This is a genomic window from Maribellus sp. YY47 (assembly GCF_023111095.1).
GTDB lineage: Bacteria > Bacteroidota > Bacteroidia > Bacteroidales > Prolixibacteraceae > Draconibacterium.
Genome location: NZ_JALGYW010000008.1, coordinates 164,086 through 179,602, shown reverse-complemented (window position 1 = coordinate 179,602; position 15,517 = coordinate 164,086). Strand labels below are relative to the sequence as shown.

At 43.3% G+C, this 15,517-nt stretch carries 12 protein-coding genes; all 12 read right to left on the bottom strand.

Going from position 1 to position 15,517, the window contains the following annotated elements:
* Positions 1–14 precede the first annotated feature (14 nt).
* On the bottom strand, positions 15–1,784 hold the full coding sequence (locus tag MR764_RS08560) for an ABC transporter ATP-binding protein (RefSeq protein ID WP_247978997.1): 1,770 nt from the start codon (positions 1,782–1,784) through the stop codon (positions 15–17).
* Positions 1,785–2,014: 230 nt separating this feature from the next.
* Positions 2,015–2,701: a LytTR family DNA-binding domain-containing protein gene (locus MR764_RS08555; protein WP_247978996.1), complete on the bottom strand. Its 687-nt coding sequence runs from the start codon at positions 2,699–2,701 to the stop codon at positions 2,015–2,017.
* A gap of 3 nt (positions 2,702–2,704) precedes the next feature.
* On the bottom strand, positions 2,705–3,739 hold the full coding sequence (locus MR764_RS08550) for a histidine kinase (protein WP_247978995.1): 1,035 nt from the start codon (positions 3,737–3,739) through the stop codon (positions 2,705–2,707).
* A 1-nt stretch (position 3,740) separates the two neighbouring features.
* Positions 3,741–4,373 carry a hypothetical protein gene (locus tag MR764_RS08545; RefSeq protein WP_247978994.1) on the bottom strand — a complete coding sequence of 211 codons (633 nt, stop codon included), beginning with the start codon at positions 4,371–4,373 and terminating at the stop codon, positions 3,741–3,743.
* A 171-nt stretch (positions 4,374–4,544) separates the two neighbouring features.
* Positions 4,545–6,008 carry a TRAP transporter large permease subunit gene (locus MR764_RS08540; protein ID WP_247978993.1) on the bottom strand — a complete coding sequence of 488 codons (1,464 nt, stop codon included), beginning with the start codon at positions 6,006–6,008 and terminating at the stop codon, positions 4,545–4,547.
* On the bottom strand, positions 6,008–6,472 hold the full coding sequence (locus MR764_RS08535; protein WP_247978992.1) for a TRAP transporter small permease: 465 nt from the start codon (positions 6,470–6,472) through the stop codon (positions 6,008–6,010). The genes MR764_RS08540 and MR764_RS08535 overlap by 1 nt, the downstream gene beginning before the upstream one ends.
* Before the next feature lie 21 nt (positions 6,473–6,493).
* Positions 6,494–7,474 (bottom strand): TRAP transporter substrate-binding protein, encoded by a 981-nt coding sequence (locus MR764_RS08530; RefSeq protein ID WP_247978991.1) that lies wholly within the window; start codon positions 7,472–7,474, stop codon positions 6,494–6,496.
* A gap of 46 nt (positions 7,475–7,520) precedes the next feature.
* Positions 7,521–8,192 carry a bifunctional 4-hydroxy-2-oxoglutarate aldolase/2-dehydro-3-deoxy-phosphogluconate aldolase gene (locus MR764_RS08525; protein ID WP_247978990.1) on the bottom strand — a complete coding sequence of 224 codons (672 nt, stop codon included), beginning with the start codon at positions 8,190–8,192 and terminating at the stop codon, positions 7,521–7,523.
* Positions 8,193–8,507: 315 nt separating this feature from the next.
* Positions 8,508–9,608: a sugar kinase gene (locus tag MR764_RS08520; protein WP_247978989.1), complete on the bottom strand. Its 1,101-nt coding sequence runs from the start codon at positions 9,606–9,608 to the stop codon at positions 8,508–8,510.
* Between the two features lie 86 nt (positions 9,609–9,694).
* Positions 9,695–11,095 carry a glucuronate isomerase gene (gene uxaC, locus MR764_RS08515; RefSeq protein WP_247978988.1) on the bottom strand — a complete coding sequence of 467 codons (1,401 nt, stop codon included), beginning with the start codon at positions 11,093–11,095 and terminating at the stop codon, positions 9,695–9,697.
* 48 nt (positions 11,096–11,143) lie between these two features.
* Positions 11,144–12,394, bottom strand: a complete 1,251-nt coding sequence (locus tag MR764_RS08510) for a tagaturonate epimerase family protein (protein ID WP_247978987.1) — start codon at positions 12,392–12,394, stop codon at positions 11,144–11,146.
* 276 nt (positions 12,395–12,670) lie between these two features.
* A complete protein-coding gene (locus tag MR764_RS08505; protein ID WP_247978986.1) occupies positions 12,671–15,322 on the bottom strand; it encodes a TonB-dependent receptor plug domain-containing protein in 2,652 nt (883 codons plus the stop codon).
* Positions 15,323–15,517: the final 195 nt, after the last annotated feature.

Genomic DNA, 15,517 nt, shown 5'->3' with positions numbered 1-15,517 from the left:
CTAAGTTGAAGTTGTTAACCGGCCGCAGTATCATGGCTCATTTCGTAATGGCTCGTGCTTTTCTGCGACTCGTAAATCTGAACGTATTCCGGTGAAGTCGCACGCAGTGTTTCGTGTCGGCCTGAAGCGACCACTTCGCCTTCCATCAGCAAAATAATCTGGTCGAAATCGCGCACGGGACTTATCTTTTGTGTTACTGAAATCAACGTCAAATCGGGATAATTCCGGCGTACGTTGTTTAGTATTCGTTGTTCGGTCTGCGAATCGACACGTGCAGTAAAATCATCGAGCAATAAAATTTTTGGATCGAGGGCCAGCGCACGCGCCAGCATAATCCGCTGTTTCTGACCTCCGGAAAGACTTGTTCCCCGCTCCGAAACCATGGTATCCAAACCGCCCGGCAGAGTTTCAATAAAATCTTTGAGTTCGGCTGTTTCTAGCGCTTTGCGCAACGATTCGTCGGTTACCGTGTCACTAAATGCAATGTTTTCCCGCAGGCTCATATTGAACATCACACTATCCTGAAAAACAAATCCAATCTGGTTATGAAAAGTCTCTTTGTTGTAATCCTTCACATTCGTTTCATCAAACAGAATTTGTCCTTCGTTCGGTTTTATCAGGCTGGTCAGCAAATACAGAAGTTGTGTTTTCCCTGCTGCTGTCGGACCGATGATTGCTGTTCGTGAACCTGCTTTCACTTTAAAAGAAACCTTTTTCAAAGCGGGTTTATCGTCGTAGAAAACCGAAATATTTTGCAGTTCAATTTCGCCTTCCAATTTTCTTTCTATGGTTCCGGTATCCGCCGTTTCTTTGGCCTCCAGTACCGATTCAATCCGTTGGTAGGAAGCCGAAGCCTGCGCAATCATATTACTGATAAAACCAATAACGATAATCGGGAAAATCAGAATGGTGACATAACTGTTAAACGCGGCAAAATTCCCGAGCGTAAGGTTTCCTGAAATAACAAAATGACCACCCAGCACGAGAATCGACAAGGTCGCCAGGTTCCCAAAAAAGGTAATCAGCGGCATCAGCGTTGCAAATAGCGTAACAATGGAAATCCCCACATCGCGGGCTTCGGCACTGGCTTTCATAAACTTCTGGTATTCGGTTTGCTGCGAATTAATGACACGCACAATTGCCGCCCCCAGAATACTCTCGTTGATGACTTTATTGAGCCAGTCGACCACTTCGCGACTTCGTTTAAATTGCACCCGCAATTTTTTCAGGATCACGTAAAAACTAACGCCAACCGATGGAATGAGCAACAACACCAGTAAGCCAAGTTTCCAGTTAATGATCAATAGAAATACCGAAGTACCGACAATCATAAACAACGAGGAAACGATGGACGAAACGCCGTGAGAAACAAACATTTTTACCGCATCGATATCGGAAGTGAGGTTTGTGAGCAGTTTCGATGGATTGGCCTCTAATACAAAGGCATAACTCTGTTTCGATATTTTGTCGGAAAGTTGTTTCCGAAGATCGAAGCCCACTTTTTCGGATGCAAAAGTTTGTACCACCGTTTGCAATACTGAAAACAGAAAAATAATAGCGACCGCAATAATAAACTGGATCAGGATGGTATTCAACACATAATTTCCGGCAGAAAATGAATCTATACCGTGAGAGATGATCGTTGGAATCACCAGGTTGGCAGCATTTCCGATCAATGTAAAAACAATGAGTAAAACGATCAGTTTCCTGTAAGGCTTAAGGATTTTGAACATTCCCATCCTGCCGCCGCCTTTCGATTTTTTGCCTGTATTTTTTTGTGCCATGAATTTTTTGCCTGCTTTGCAAAGAAAACTAAAAACCAGCATAAAGGGGGCGAAATGTTTAAAAGGAGTTCATCCCATCCCCGAATTTTAGCTTTCTTAAAATTGATTACCCTGCGAGCACCCTGTTTTACGTTCAGCAAATAAAACCAATGTCAAAAAGAAATGTTCAGGGTGAACCGCATAAGTTTTGGTTAATAAGAGAGCAATTTTCGTCTCAAAAGAAAAAATGGCTATGATTTTAGTTTAGCCATCAGATTTTCGCGAAAATGAAGACTTACCGGCAATTTAAATTCTCCCAGTTTTACCATGTTCCCTTCCAGGTATTCCACCTTCTTTAGCGCGATTACATACGACTTATGAATCCGTTCGAAACCAGCAGCCGGAAGTTCTTCAATAAATTCCTTAAGCGTTCCGTGAACCGTAAGATTTTGTTTTCCGGTTACAAAGCGCACATAATCGCCCTGCGCTTCGAGGTAAAGAATATCGTTGAGTTCAATCCGGTAATCCTTTCTATCAGCCCGCAGCATGATGTGCGTTGGCAGGTTGTTATCCCGACTCGAAGAATACCTTTCCACCGCACGGTTAACCGCCATTCTGAACCGTTCAAAAGCCACCGGTTTTAAGAGGTAGTCAACGGCATCGATTTCAAAACCCTCCAAAGCATATTCGGGATAAGCCGTAACTAAAATAAAAAGAGGCGTTTCTTTCAAACTTTTTACAAAGTTGATTCCACTGAGTTTGGGCATGTTGATATCGAGAAAAAGCAGATCTACTTTTTGTTCTGAAAGCGCCTGCCCCGCTTCCAGTGCATCTTTGCAGACACCGATCAGATTCAGCTCGGGACACAAATTCGCAAAGTCGGTCAACACATCCTGCGACAAAGGCTCATCATCAATAATCAAACAATTTAGTTGCATACCTCAGTTGATTTCGATTCGTAAATCTACATTAAAAGTTTGTTCGTCTTCCGTAATATTCAAGTTATGCTTCCCCGGATAAAGCATCTCCAGCCTTTTCCGAACATTGTCGATTCCAATACCCTGGTACTGAAGATCCACATTATCGGCTGATTTCCCTTTGCTGTTAACCACCTCCAGAATTAACTGATGATCCGAAATCGTTAAAAAAATATTCACGAACGCATTATCCGACCCGCCTTTTAATCCGTGTTTAAAACTATTTTCAACAAACGGAAGGATGATCATCGGGGCAATCATCTTTTCCTTTAACTCTCCGTTCACCTTTAACGAAATTTTATGCTGATCGTCGGTGCGCAGGTTTTGGAGTGTGATGTAATTCCGGATCATATCGATTTCTTTTTCGAGCGGAATGAAATCGCGTTCCGAATCGTAAATAACATGGCGAAGTAAATCGCTCAACTGCACAATTTTATCGGGGACTTCTTTTGAGTTTTTGCGCGCCAGACTGTAAATACTGTTCAACGAATTAAAAAGAAAATGCGGATTGATCTGCGAACGAAGCGCCTTCAGTTCGGCTTTATTTCGCTCCGTTTCTATTTCCTGCAAGCGAAACCAGCCACGTGCCAGGCGAAGCAAACTGGTCGCCACCAAATAAACCGCAAAATACAGCGAGATGTCCCAGAAACCGTAAAAGGCAATAAAATAATACCCTTCAAAAAAGTAATCGATCCACTTATTAAAAAGCATCAGGTAAAAGCCGGAGCCCAGGGCGATCAGCGACAAAATCAACAAGAAATATAAAAGGTACTTGCCTTTTTCGAGAAAGAAAGGAAACAACACGCGCAGGTTAATGTATACCACCGCCACGATCGGGATATGAAAAATGGCCGCATAAATCAGGTCGATTGTTTTTATTTCGGCTGAAACTTTCAGCACGTTTGTTAAAACCAGAAACGACAGGCACCAGAAAAACAGGTGCTGTAAAAATCTGTTCCGAATCAGCTGCTCAGAATATGTTTTGATGTTACGCCACATGTTAGTTCTTTCGATGCAGAATCACTTCCAGGCCGTCTTCGAAAGCCTCCTCCGAATTTACATATTTTGTTACAAATTTCTGAAGTTCCTGCGGTTTGGCGGTGAGCAAAATAAACTCATCGTTTGCCTCATGATGAATCCTGATTTTATTTTCGCGGATCAATTTTTCCAGCCAGTCGGGATTAAACCAGCGAATCTTTAATACGTCTTTTTCCACTTCTAATTTGGCTATAGTATGAACCGGAATAACATGAAAAGTTGAAAGTCTGAATTCACCATCATTGGGATATTCTTTTAAATAAAAATCGAGAAAATATTGCCCTGCCAGTTTTACGATATGAACAAGGAAAGTGGATGAAACTTCTTCTCCATTCTCTTCCGAATACAAGGTTAAAAAGTAGCTGCAACTGTCGAGTTCTGTCATTTCCTTATCAACGTGAGGATGTACAAAATTCCAAACGTCTTCGCCCTCGTTGAATTTCACTACCTGGTCGTCGTTTTCAAACCACTCGCCCGTTAAAATGTCATTTGGGAAAAGATCTTTTTCGGTATAAAGCGGATAAAACGAAAACACCACACAACCGGAAAGCAAAAGAGTGATCAACGCGGTTAAAATATATACTTTCTTTTTCATGACGCTTTTGTTTTTGATTTTGACTCAAAGGTAGAAAGCAGAAAACCATTCTGCCATTTTTTTCGATAACGCAAGGGTTTTTATCGCTGACATAAAAAATGGACGACCCCACGCAGCGTGAAGCCATCCATTTTATACTTTTTGAAAATATGATTCAGTTTAATCTTCCCGTCAGAAACCAAGGCTCTTAGGCAGCCAAAGTGAAATTTCAGGAACATAAGTAACCAGCAGCAAAACAACGATCATAACCGCAAACATCGGCAACAAGGGCTTGACCACGGTTTCTATTTTTACATCGCTGACACTGCAACCGATAAACAACAGGGAGCCCACGGGCGGTGTTCCCAAACCAACGCTTAAATTCAGCACCATGATAATTCCAAAGTGAATAGGGTCGAGTCCCAGATTAGTCACAATTGGCAGAAAGATCGGTGTGAAAATCAGTACGGCAGGAGTCATATCCATAAATATCCCTACAAACAGAAGAATCAGGTTGATGATCAACAGTATCACAAATTTATTGTCGCTCAAAGCCAGCAAGGCTTCACTCACATTTTGCGGAATATTTTCGTAAGCCATAATCCACGACAAGCCAATACAGGTAGCCACCAGCAACAACACAAAGGCTGTGGTTTTCACAGAACGGAGAATGACATCGGGCAAATGTTTCCAGGTTAATTCGCGGTAAATAAAAGCCAGTACCAGTGCGTATAAAACAGCCACTGCCGAAGCTTCGGTTGCGGTAAAGAATCCCGCAACAATACCGCCGATCACAATTACCAACATCATTAAACTGGGCAGGGCATCAAGAAACGTTTTCAATGCATTTTTTGCCCCTTGTTTGTGTTTGATGGCGTAATAGCCAAATCCGGCTACAAAAATGGCTGCAAGCCCTCCGTAAATAGCTGTTGCCGCTCCCGGCGAGACCAGTGACTTTACTTTATATATTCCGACAACAACAAGGATCAATGCCACCAGAACGGCCAAAAACTTGGAGACATTCCGAACCATTCCTTTCACTCCGAAATGTTTATAGGAAAACATGGCCAAAGCCATCCCCATAATTCCGAGCCCGGTTAAAATCCCGGGCGCATATCCCGCCAGGAAAAGTGCAGTAATGGAAACTCCGCCACTTGCCAGCGAATAAACGATCAGAATATTACTTGGGGGAATCGAAAGTCCTGTCGTCGCGGATGTGATGTTCACTGCCGCACTAAAGTTTTTGTCGTAACCTTCTTTGTTTAACTCCGGCATCATTATGCTTCCGATAGCTGAAGCAGAAGCTGCAGCAGAACCCGAAATGGCACCAAACAACATGTTGGCAAATACGTTCACAAATGCCAAACCGGCGGGCCAGCGCCCCACAATAACCCGGGCAAAATTAATCAGCCGGATCGCTATTCCTCCTTTGTTCATGATGTTCCCGGCCAATATAAAAAAGGGTATAGCCAACAGTGCAAAACTATCCAGCCCGGTTGCCATTCGCTGCGCAAATGTGGTGGCTGCCGGCAATGGCATGATGGTCACCAACATGGTGAGAATACCGGAAATACCAATACTAAAGGCTATTGGAACACCTATTACCAATAAGAATATAAAACTTACTACCAGTACAATTACGCCTAGAAATTCCATTAGTCTTCAATATTTAGGTTTAGTGAATTATCGATTGAATAGTAAATGATGAGCAGTCCGCTGACGGGTACCACGAGATAAACGTATCCGAGGGGTAAAGCCAGAGCAGCAGAATTAACACCAAGATAAAAACGGGTATACACCAGCCAGGCGCCTCCGATCACCATCACAAAAAGAGCAAAAAGCCCAACGATGCTGTTGATGATGATTTGCAGCCGGCGCTGTTTTACGCCCTTCATTTTCTGAAGCATTAAATCGATGGCCAGGTGTTCGTTTTTTCCGGCTACATATGCAGCGCCTAATAACCCCACCCAAATCAGAAGGAAACCCGCCAGCTCATCGGTAAATGAACTGGGTTCGGAAAGAACATAGCGACTGAACACCTGCCACAATACGTCGATGACCAGGATGCTCATCAGCGCCACCAGAACTATTTCTATAATCTTGTCAATTTTTTGTCTCATCGTTTAGTATTCGTTTAAAGGTTAGTCTTCAACAGCCTCAATTCTCCTAATCAGATCTCCCAGAACTTCATCTTTTTTATATTTATCCAAAAGCCCTTTTACCTTATCAGCAAACAACTTTTTATCCGGATAATTGATTTTTACACCTGCTTCCTGAACTACTCTCAGCGATTCTTCCACCGATTCGGCCCAGTATTTCCGTTCAACCGGCACCGATTCATCAGCAGCTTCCTGTAACCATTTTTGTTCCTGTTCGGTAAGGCTGTTCCACACTTTTGTACTGATGATCAACACATCGGGAACACAGGTATGCTCATCGAGCGAATATTCTTTACAAACCTCGTAATGATGTGATGTATAAAGACTTGGCGGATTATTTTCGGCGCCGTCCACCACTCCGCTCTGAAGTGCCGTATACAATTCTCCCCACGAGATCGGCGTTGGCGAACCTCCCAGTGCTTTTACCATTTCCATGGCACTCTGGCTTTTCATCACCCTAATTTTCATCCCGTTCAAATCTTCCGGGGTATTAATCGGTTTGTCGATGGTATAAAAACTACGAAATCCGGCATCGTAAAAACACAGTCCGCGAATCCAGTATTCCTGGGTACCCAGCAAGAGTTCCTTCCCAATTTCGCCGTCAAAAACATTAAAGGAATGCTCTTTTGACCGGAAAATATAGGGTAACCCAAGTACTTTAAACTTTGGGGTGAAACTTTCCATTACTGCAGCAGAAACTTTAGTGATGGCCAAACTGCCGATTTGCAGCAGTTCCACACATTGCTGTTCTGAACCAAGCTGTCCGCTGGGATAAATATCTATGGTAAGTTCGCCCTTTGATTTTTCGGCCAAACGCTGCGCCATAAACACCATTCCTTTATGAACCGGATGCGTGGGATCGAGACCGTGTGCCAGTTTTAACACTTTATGGTGACCGGCATTACTGCACCCCATGACCATTCCGAGAAAAAGTATAGCCAGAAATATTTTAAAAGGTTTCATTTTCATTGGTTTTAGGTTTGACCGATTTTACAATCAGCTTATGTAACTATGATTTTAGCCGTTGAATAATCTGTAGTGCTTCGGCACATTTGTCCGTAATGTAGGCATAATTTCCTTCGGCCAAAACTTCTTTCGGGAACAATTGTGAGCCCATGCCCACACAAGTAACTCCCGCATCGAACCATTTTTTCAGGTTTTCTTCGTCGGGAGAAACGCCGCCTGTTGGCATAATGCTAGCCCATGGCATAGGTCCTTTCACCGCTTTTACGAAGCTTGGTCCTCCCACTTGTGATCCGGGAAAAATCTTCACCACTTCGGCACCCAGTTCATGCGCACGGCCAATTTCAGTAACTGAACCACAACCGGGACTCCAGGCTATTTTCCGTTTGTTACAAACTTTTGCTGTTCCCTCGTCAATCAGCGGCGCTACCACAAAATTGGTCCCCAGGGCAATGTACATGGCAGCCGTTGCTTCATCCACTATCGAGCCAACTCCCATGATCATATCGGGGCATTCCTGAATCGCCCATTTGTTGAGTTCGGCAAAAACAAGCGTGGCAAAATCTCCGCGATTCGTGAATTCGAATAAACGAACTCCTCCAGCGTAACATGCTTTTACTACTTGTTTACAAACTTCAACGTCTTTGTGATAGAAAACAGGAACCATTCCTGTTTCTTTCATTGTTAACGCTACATCTATTCTTGAAAATCTTGCCATCTTTTATACTTGATTCAATTATATCTTTCCATTCAACTGCTCCGTTGCAAGGTAACGTTTGTCCTCCAAAAAAGGGGGACAAGATTTTTCAATTTATTTGAAAAATCAGGGGGTACGTTTCTTTCACCCCAAAATAATTTAGAACGTCTCTTTTTTCTATGACTCATCATATCGGCGCAAACTACATTTCATTTTCAAACCGGTTTCCCGATGCGCCGTTTTCCGTTGTCGTTCATTATCCCCGCGCTGAAGCACGGGGTTATTCATATTGAGCTCTGCCGGAGTTCTACTTTTAACTTCCTACTTTTGCCTTCTCTAGCGGTCAACGCGCGCATTTCCGCCACCAATAATTTTTTCCACTTCCGATAAGGTCGCCATGGTTGTATCACCCGGTGTAGTCATGGCCAAAGCACCATGTGCTGCGCCATATTCAACGGCCAAGGCTCCGTCATTAAACTCAAGGAAACCGTAAATTAAACCCGATGCAAAGCTATCGCCTCCACCAACGCGATCCATGATTTCGAGATCTTCCCGGTGTTGGGCTTCGTGAATTTTACCTTCGGAATAGCAAATAGCACCCCATGAATTAACGGTGGCTGATTTCACGGTACGCAATGTTGTCGCAATCACCTTGAAATTTGGAAATTCGGCAATCGCATTTTTTATCATGCTCTTATAACCCGATAAATCCAGTTCTTTGAGGTTTTCATCGTTGCCTTCGATTTCCAGTCCCAAACAGGCGGTGAAATCTTCTTCATTCCCGATCATCACGTCTACATATTTGGCAATTTCACGGTTTACTTCCTGGGCTTTTGCTTCTCCTCCAATGGCTTTCCACAGCGAGGGACGGTAATTTAAGTCGTAAGAAACAATGGTATCGTACTTTTTGGCAATTTTTACGGCTTCGATAACCGTTTCGGCGGCCGTTTCAGAGAGGGCTGCAAAAATACCACCGGTATGCATCCAGCGAACCCCCAGGGTTCCAAAAATATACTCCCAGTCAATATCACCCGGTTTTAATTGCGATGCTGCCGTATTCCCACGGTCGGAAACACCTTTCGCGCCGCGAATACCAAAACCTCTTTCGGTAAAATTCAAGCCGTTGCGAACGGTTCTGCCACAGCCATCATAAGGCACCCACTTCACAAATTGAGTATCCAATCCGCCCTGAAGCATAAAGTCTTCGATTAAAGCGCCAACCTCGTTATCAGCCAAGGCTGTTATAATGGCAGTTTTCTTTCCAAAGCACCTTCTGAGTCCACGGGATACGTTGTATTCGCCACCGCCTTCCCAGGCTCTAAACTGACGGGTTGTGCGTATACGACCTTCCCCCGGATCGAGCCTTAACATTACTTCTCCCAGAGAAATACAATCATAGGTACATTCTGATTTCGATTTGATCTTCAATTTGGTCATGATTCGGTTTTTATTTATGCAATCGATTGCAAATATAACAATCCACACTAAACTTTTATAAATTGTCCGATCGCAAATGCTATTTTTTAAAACTTAAAATATTCTTTGGCATTGCTGAAACAAATGTTTTCCACCATTTTGCCCAGCAAATGCAAATCATAGGGAATCTCGCCGTTTTCAACATCTTTACCCAGTAAATTACACAGTGTTCTGCGGAAATATTCATGACGGGTGTAGGACAGAAAACTTCGGGAATCGGTTAACATTCCCACAAACCTGCTTAACAAACCAAGATTGGAAAGGGCATTCATTTGTTTCTCCATTCCGTCTTTTTGATCGAGAAACCACCAACCCGAGCCAAATTGCATTTTACCGGGTACCGATCCGTCCTGAAAATTCCCGATCATCGTGCCGATCAGTTCGTTGTCTCTTGGATTCAGATTGTATAAAATGGTTTGGCTCAACTTATTCTCCATGTCCAGCCGATCGAGCAAACGTGATAAGGGGCGTGCAATTTCGAAATCGCCAATCGAATCGAATCCCACATCGGCTCCTAACTTTTTAAATAAACGGGTGCTGTTGTTACGTAAAGCACCAATGTGAAACTGCTGGGTCCAACCCCGCGAGTGATCCATTATACCGAACTCGTACAACATGGCCGACTGAAATTTCCGAACCTCTTCACCGGTCAGGTCGTTCCCTTTTCTGACCTTGGCGAAAATCTTTTCAATTTCTGCTTCGGTATAATCTTCCGCCAAAATGGTCTCCACTCCGTGGTCGCTCAACCGACAGCCATTGTCGTGAAAAAACTGATGCCGGTTGTCGAGTGCATCCATCAGCGCAGAAAATGTACCGATATTTTGATCGGCAGCTTCTTCCAGCATATCGATGTATTCGTTATAGGCCTTTGTATTCCCAACGGCCATTGCTTTATCGGGTCTCCAGGCAGGCAATACAGCGGTTTCGAAACCACTTGCTTTTATTTCGCGATGGTACTCCAGCGAATCAACCGGATCATCGGTTGTACAAATGGTATGAACATTCGCCATTTTTATAATTCCACGACACGAATATTCAGGTGTTTGCAGTTTTGCATTGCATTCTTCCCAAATTTCTTTGGCAGTGGAAGGATTGAGCAAACGCTCCTCATCAAAAAAACGTCTTAACTCCAGATGAGTCCAATGATATAAGGGATTACGCAGCGTATTGGGAACCGTTTCTGCCCATTTTTCAAATTTTTCGTAATCGCTGGCATTACCCGTACAATAACGTTCGTCAACTCCGTTGGTACGCATTGCGCGCCATTTGTAATGATCGCCAGCCAGCCAGATCTCGGTTAAATTATTAAACTGCCTGTCTTCCGCTATTTCCTTTGGATTGATGTGACAGTGATAATCAAATATCGGCATTTTAACCGCGTGACTATAATATAATTCCCTTGCCACTTCATTCTGCAAAAGGAAATCGTCGTCCATAAATGGTTTCATATCATTCTATTTTATCGGAAACGGCCCTTCCCGAAGTCCGAAAATGTATTATTCTAAATCGAAAAGTCTTTTCAGGTGTCGTTCGTAGATGTTTTCCTCTACGCAAGCCCCTATCACATCGCTGTATTTTTTGAGCAAGCCGGTATACTTCTCACCCATTTCGGCAGCAACTTTATAGCCTACATGAATTAACTGGCGGAAATTGGGATTGTAATCCGGATGCCCCGGAATATGGCGCAAAGTGTTGCCGTATTTTTCTCCCGACCATGTTTCCACTTCCTCAGCCGATGGTAACTTACTATCGTCAATATCGATCACATCGGCATACGGAGCACACAATTCATCTTTACGGGCCAGCGCTTTGGCATAAATTTCTTTTGCTACCGCCAGTCCTTCATCACCCGAAATAGACAAGCCAATCACCTCTTCCAGCCAGGTTGTTCCGGCTGTTTTCACATGAATACCTTTGTCGTACTTCGCAATTATTGCTGCCATGATCGGGTAAATCGTAAATTTATCGGAACCGGTGTGCACACTGAGTTTCAAATCCTCAGGTAAACCAAACGCTTTTACGGCATAATCGATCACCAGCACATCCTGCTCAAATTCCTTCGCAAACTGTTCCACATCGCCCACATAATCAACGCCTTTATTAAAACGTCCGGTGAATTTTGGAGCAATGGTTTGCGCCGGAATCTTCTCATCGGCGATCATCTTCAGAATAAAGAACATGTCGACAGGAGTTTGCGGCGTCTCTACTTCATCCATCGAAACTTCGGTTACAAAATTTCCTTTTCCTTTTATAGTTTCAATATGCCGGTAAATTTCTCCCGCTTCTTTTACTGCTGCCAGGTATTTTTTAGCCACTTCTTCGAGCAGTGTATCGTTCACTACAATTGGCTCCTCAATTCCGGGGATTTTTACCTCGCCACCCAAAACAGCACACAATTTTTTAAATGCGGCCACATCCTCTGCCGAACTTTCGTTGCCAATATACATGGCAACATCCAGCGTGAAAAAATCGCAGGGTTCGATAAACCGATCCACGTTGCTCAGGTTAATGTGATCGGCATCAACAAAGTAAGGCCCTTCCCATCCCTGGTTTTTAACGGCGCCATCCGCCTCTGTTCTGGTTTCCTGTGGTTCGGAGTGAACGATGTTGTGCTCCCTGTTCGATTTGTTCCAAACCGGTGTAATTTCAACTCCCTCCGACGTGGCAATAATAAGTGCACTCAGTTGTGCTTCACCTTCATGATTGAAGCGGTCTCCTACTCCAAAGCTATATTTTCCAAGTTCCATTTTTACTGTTTAGATTGATATAATTACTGATCGGATTTCACTTCCGTGTACGTGCACGAAAATAGAATTATATTTTGAATCTAACAAGAAAAACAGAATAACAACATGACTAAAAAAATGAAAGATTTCCCGTTTTATTTCAATGCCCAAACAATGCAATTGTACAAAACGGGAAATAATTGGAAGCGCGAGATTAAATCAACATTCCGATCCCTAAGAAAATTTCTTCCTAATGCAGGTTGAACCAGCCCCTGATTTCAGAATTTGAAAGCGATGCTAGTCATCTTCCCGCCGAAGTTTACCAACCGATCTGTATATCTGTCCGTCTTCTCCAATTCCCTCGATGATATACGTATAGGTGGTTACCGGATCGGCAGCATAAAAGCTTACAATGGTGTCTGTCCCCGCCTGCACTTTTATATTGGGATTCCAGTATACGGTTGAGCGCATGTCGGGCTGCTTAGCCAATCGAATGGAATCCACCTCGTATTTTGGCACATAAAACCCGACAGGCTTTTGATACCCCAAAGGCGTGATTTTCTTTACGCCTTTTAACTCATAACTAGATTTTAGTCCAATTTTCAGACTAATAATTATGACACCTCCGCCGCCGCCACCTCTCCGACTGTATACAGCAGCACCGGCTCCTGCAATTACTGCAATGTGATCGATGTCGTCGGAATAAAGATCTCTTATATCATCCATTGTCTGTTCCATACCATCCACCAGTATCTCAGCGGCCCCATTACCTCTGGCCAAATAAACATTACTGTTTTCGATGCGTGAAACTCCGGGCAATGTGCGAATAACTCTTTCGAGAGGTTGTGGTGTTGGAAAAGAATGTGCAATTCTGTCTTCATCAAAAACAGTGCTCGATATTCCGTAATCTTTCTCTAAGGTATTTTTTGTTTTGTCGGTAGCATCCACACGAATTTCATCCAATACAATCATTTTCCCGCCATCTTCGTAATACACCCGTTCTGTAGCATTTTCACGCATTTTTCCGGTAAAGCCTTCGTTTTTCACCGGGATAAATCCAAGATGCTGAAATGCAGGAAAGGTGTCTTTATCGAAGGTAATAAATCCGGCGGGCTCCTGTTTGATATTTGTGAAACGCTGTGCCTGAACCGTAAACACCGTACTGTCGGGAAAATCCAATTCGTTAAAAATAAAACGGTTGTTTTCGTCGGTATAGGCCGATGCCGTGATAAACGGATCGACCGCCAACGCTGTTATTTCAGTGGGTTTATTTCGTTGCAGCAACATCTTATCGTATTTCCCTGAAAGTGTTTGCCCCAATTCAAGAAAATACTTCGCAGGCGAAGGTCCGTGCTGTAACAATTCGTTTATATCAAATCGTCTCCATCCCTGCGTCAGCATCAGTAAATCGAGAAAAAAACGGGTACTGTCAGCATTATTGAGGAAATAAAACCCTGGATTTTCGATGTGCCCTTTTAACTCGGAAGTTAGTAGGAGATTGGAGAAAATATTATCACTTAACGAATCGTGTTCAACCACAAGGTCATCCGTCACTGCCAATGAAAAACTACCGTTGTATGCAGTTGTATCTTGGCGCAGTAAAGAAAAGGTTAAACCGACTTTCGCGCGTCTTCTGTAATTTTCCTGATCAGGCTGCACCAGAAGATTTGATTTTTGTTCATTCCTGATCAACACCATCCTGCTTGAAACGGCTTCCTTGTTTTCGTTTAACAACACAAAATTCACAATACCTTCCGGCATAATATCCAGGGGGATCTTGTAATAAATATCGTCCAGCTCACGGGAAAACAGCAGGCGCTCTCCGGCATGTGCCATAATCGAGTAAGTCCCAACTGCATTGAAATCTTTCTGTCTGACATTCAGCAGAAGAGATTTCCTGTTGTTTACCACCGACAATGCAACTCCTTTTTCTAAATGGCGGGGCAACGCAACTGTAATAATTTTGTTTTCCGCGTCTTTTATTTCAGCATAATATTCTTCGCCTGTTTCCGGAACCAGGTAAAATGATCCCATACCACAGTGCTGGCTCTCGATGATAGCTACCGTATCCTTTTTGCTGTTGCGGACAAATCCCCAGATTTCGCGGGAATAACCGTCGCTACCTGTTGCTTTAAAAGCTACCCGGTTTCCAACATCAGCAATAAGATCGCCGCCTTCGGGAAAAAACTGCACATCCAACCCACCCTCTTCTTCTTTCTCCAAAAAGAATTTGTTGCGATACTCTGTCGGACTGTCTTCAAACTCAACTTCGATAAACTGATTTGCAGCAGAATCGCTTTCCGATTCCCAGTCAAAATTAATTTTTCCGTCATCGCCGGTTTTTCGTTTTAATACTTCGGTTTTCGAAGTCCCATTGTGCAACGTGCATTTAACCCGGGTATCCGCAACAGGTTCTCCGTTTTTATCGGCAAAATATACCGTTGCCAATTTTTTACCCGCCTCATCCCCGACGATCTCAAGTTTTGAAGTTACCTTATGCGTTTGCAAAGTACCGATATGAATGGCCTTGTAAAATACATAATCTATGCCTGCATTTAACATCCAGGTAGAATACGCCCTGATAAAATAACTTCCTTCCGGTAAGCCGGGGTCCAGTTTGATGTTCCCTGAAAATACCCCATCGATCTTTTTTATCTTCTTCCGGCAAACCAGCGAATCGGCCTGATCAAAAAGTTCAACGTATATAAAATTGCTGAATGCCCCCGGGAAATTTCCGCTTGCGGTTACCAGATAGCCCCTGAACCAAATCGTTCCTCCGGTAGCATAAATGTTGCGGTCGGTGTGCAGATACAATTTTTCCGTAGGAGGCTTATTGGCAAACGCGACAAAAACAGAATCGATCGATGCGGAAATATCCTGAGCAAAGCCGGTTGCCGAGCAACACGCAAAAACCAGGAATAATAAGGAAAGGCGGGCAGTTTTTAGCATGAGTAATTATTGGCTTATAGATTCATATAGTTTTACATTACGGAATGAAACATTGCAAACTTTACGAACAAAATAAATTGGCAAACCTGCAATACAATCACCTTATTGAGAGATGTTTGACCAGAACAAAGGGAAAAAGTTTAAGACGAATGAGATAAAAGTTATAAACGATCTAACTGATCATTGGTCTTTCGG

Coding starts and splice junctions, on each gene's coding strand:
- MR764_RS08520 (WP_247978989.1), bottom strand. CDS start 9,608: ATGACCAAATTGAAGATCAAATCGAAATCAGAATGTACCTATGATTGT.
- MR764_RS08540 (WP_247978993.1), bottom strand. CDS start 6,008: ATGGAATTTCTAGGCGTAATTGTACTGGTAGTAAGTTTTATATTCTTA.
- MR764_RS08510 (WP_247978987.1), bottom strand. CDS start 12,394: ATGGAACTTGGAAAATATAGCTTTGGAGTAGGAGACCGCTTCAATCAT.
- MR764_RS08545 (WP_247978994.1), bottom strand. CDS start 4,373: ATGAAAAAGAAAGTATATATTTTAACCGCGTTGATCACTCTTTTGCTT.
- MR764_RS08550 (WP_247978995.1), bottom strand. CDS start 3,739: ATGTGGCGTAACATCAAAACATATTCTGAGCAGCTGATTCGGAACAGA.
- MR764_RS08525 (WP_247978990.1), bottom strand. CDS start 8,192: ATGGCAAGATTTTCAAGAATAGATGTAGCGTTAACAATGAAAGAAACA.
- MR764_RS08535 (WP_247978992.1), bottom strand. CDS start 6,472: ATGAGACAAAAAATTGACAAGATTATAGAAATAGTTCTGGTGGCGCTG.
- MR764_RS08560 (WP_247978997.1), bottom strand. CDS start 1,784: ATGGCACAAAAAAATACAGGCAAAAAATCGAAAGGCGGCGGCAGGATG.
- MR764_RS08555 (WP_247978996.1), bottom strand. CDS start 2,701: ATGCAACTAAATTGTTTGATTATTGATGATGAGCCTTTGTCGCAGGAT.
- MR764_RS08530 (WP_247978991.1), bottom strand. CDS start 7,474: ATGAAACCTTTTAAAATATTTCTGGCTATACTTTTTCTCGGAATGGTC.
- uxaC (WP_247978988.1), bottom strand. CDS start 11,095: ATGAAACCATTTATGGACGACGATTTCCTTTTGCAGAATGAAGTGGCA.
- MR764_RS08505 (WP_247978986.1), bottom strand. CDS start 15,322: ATGCTAAAAACTGCCCGCCTTTCCTTATTATTCCTGGTTTTTGCGTGT.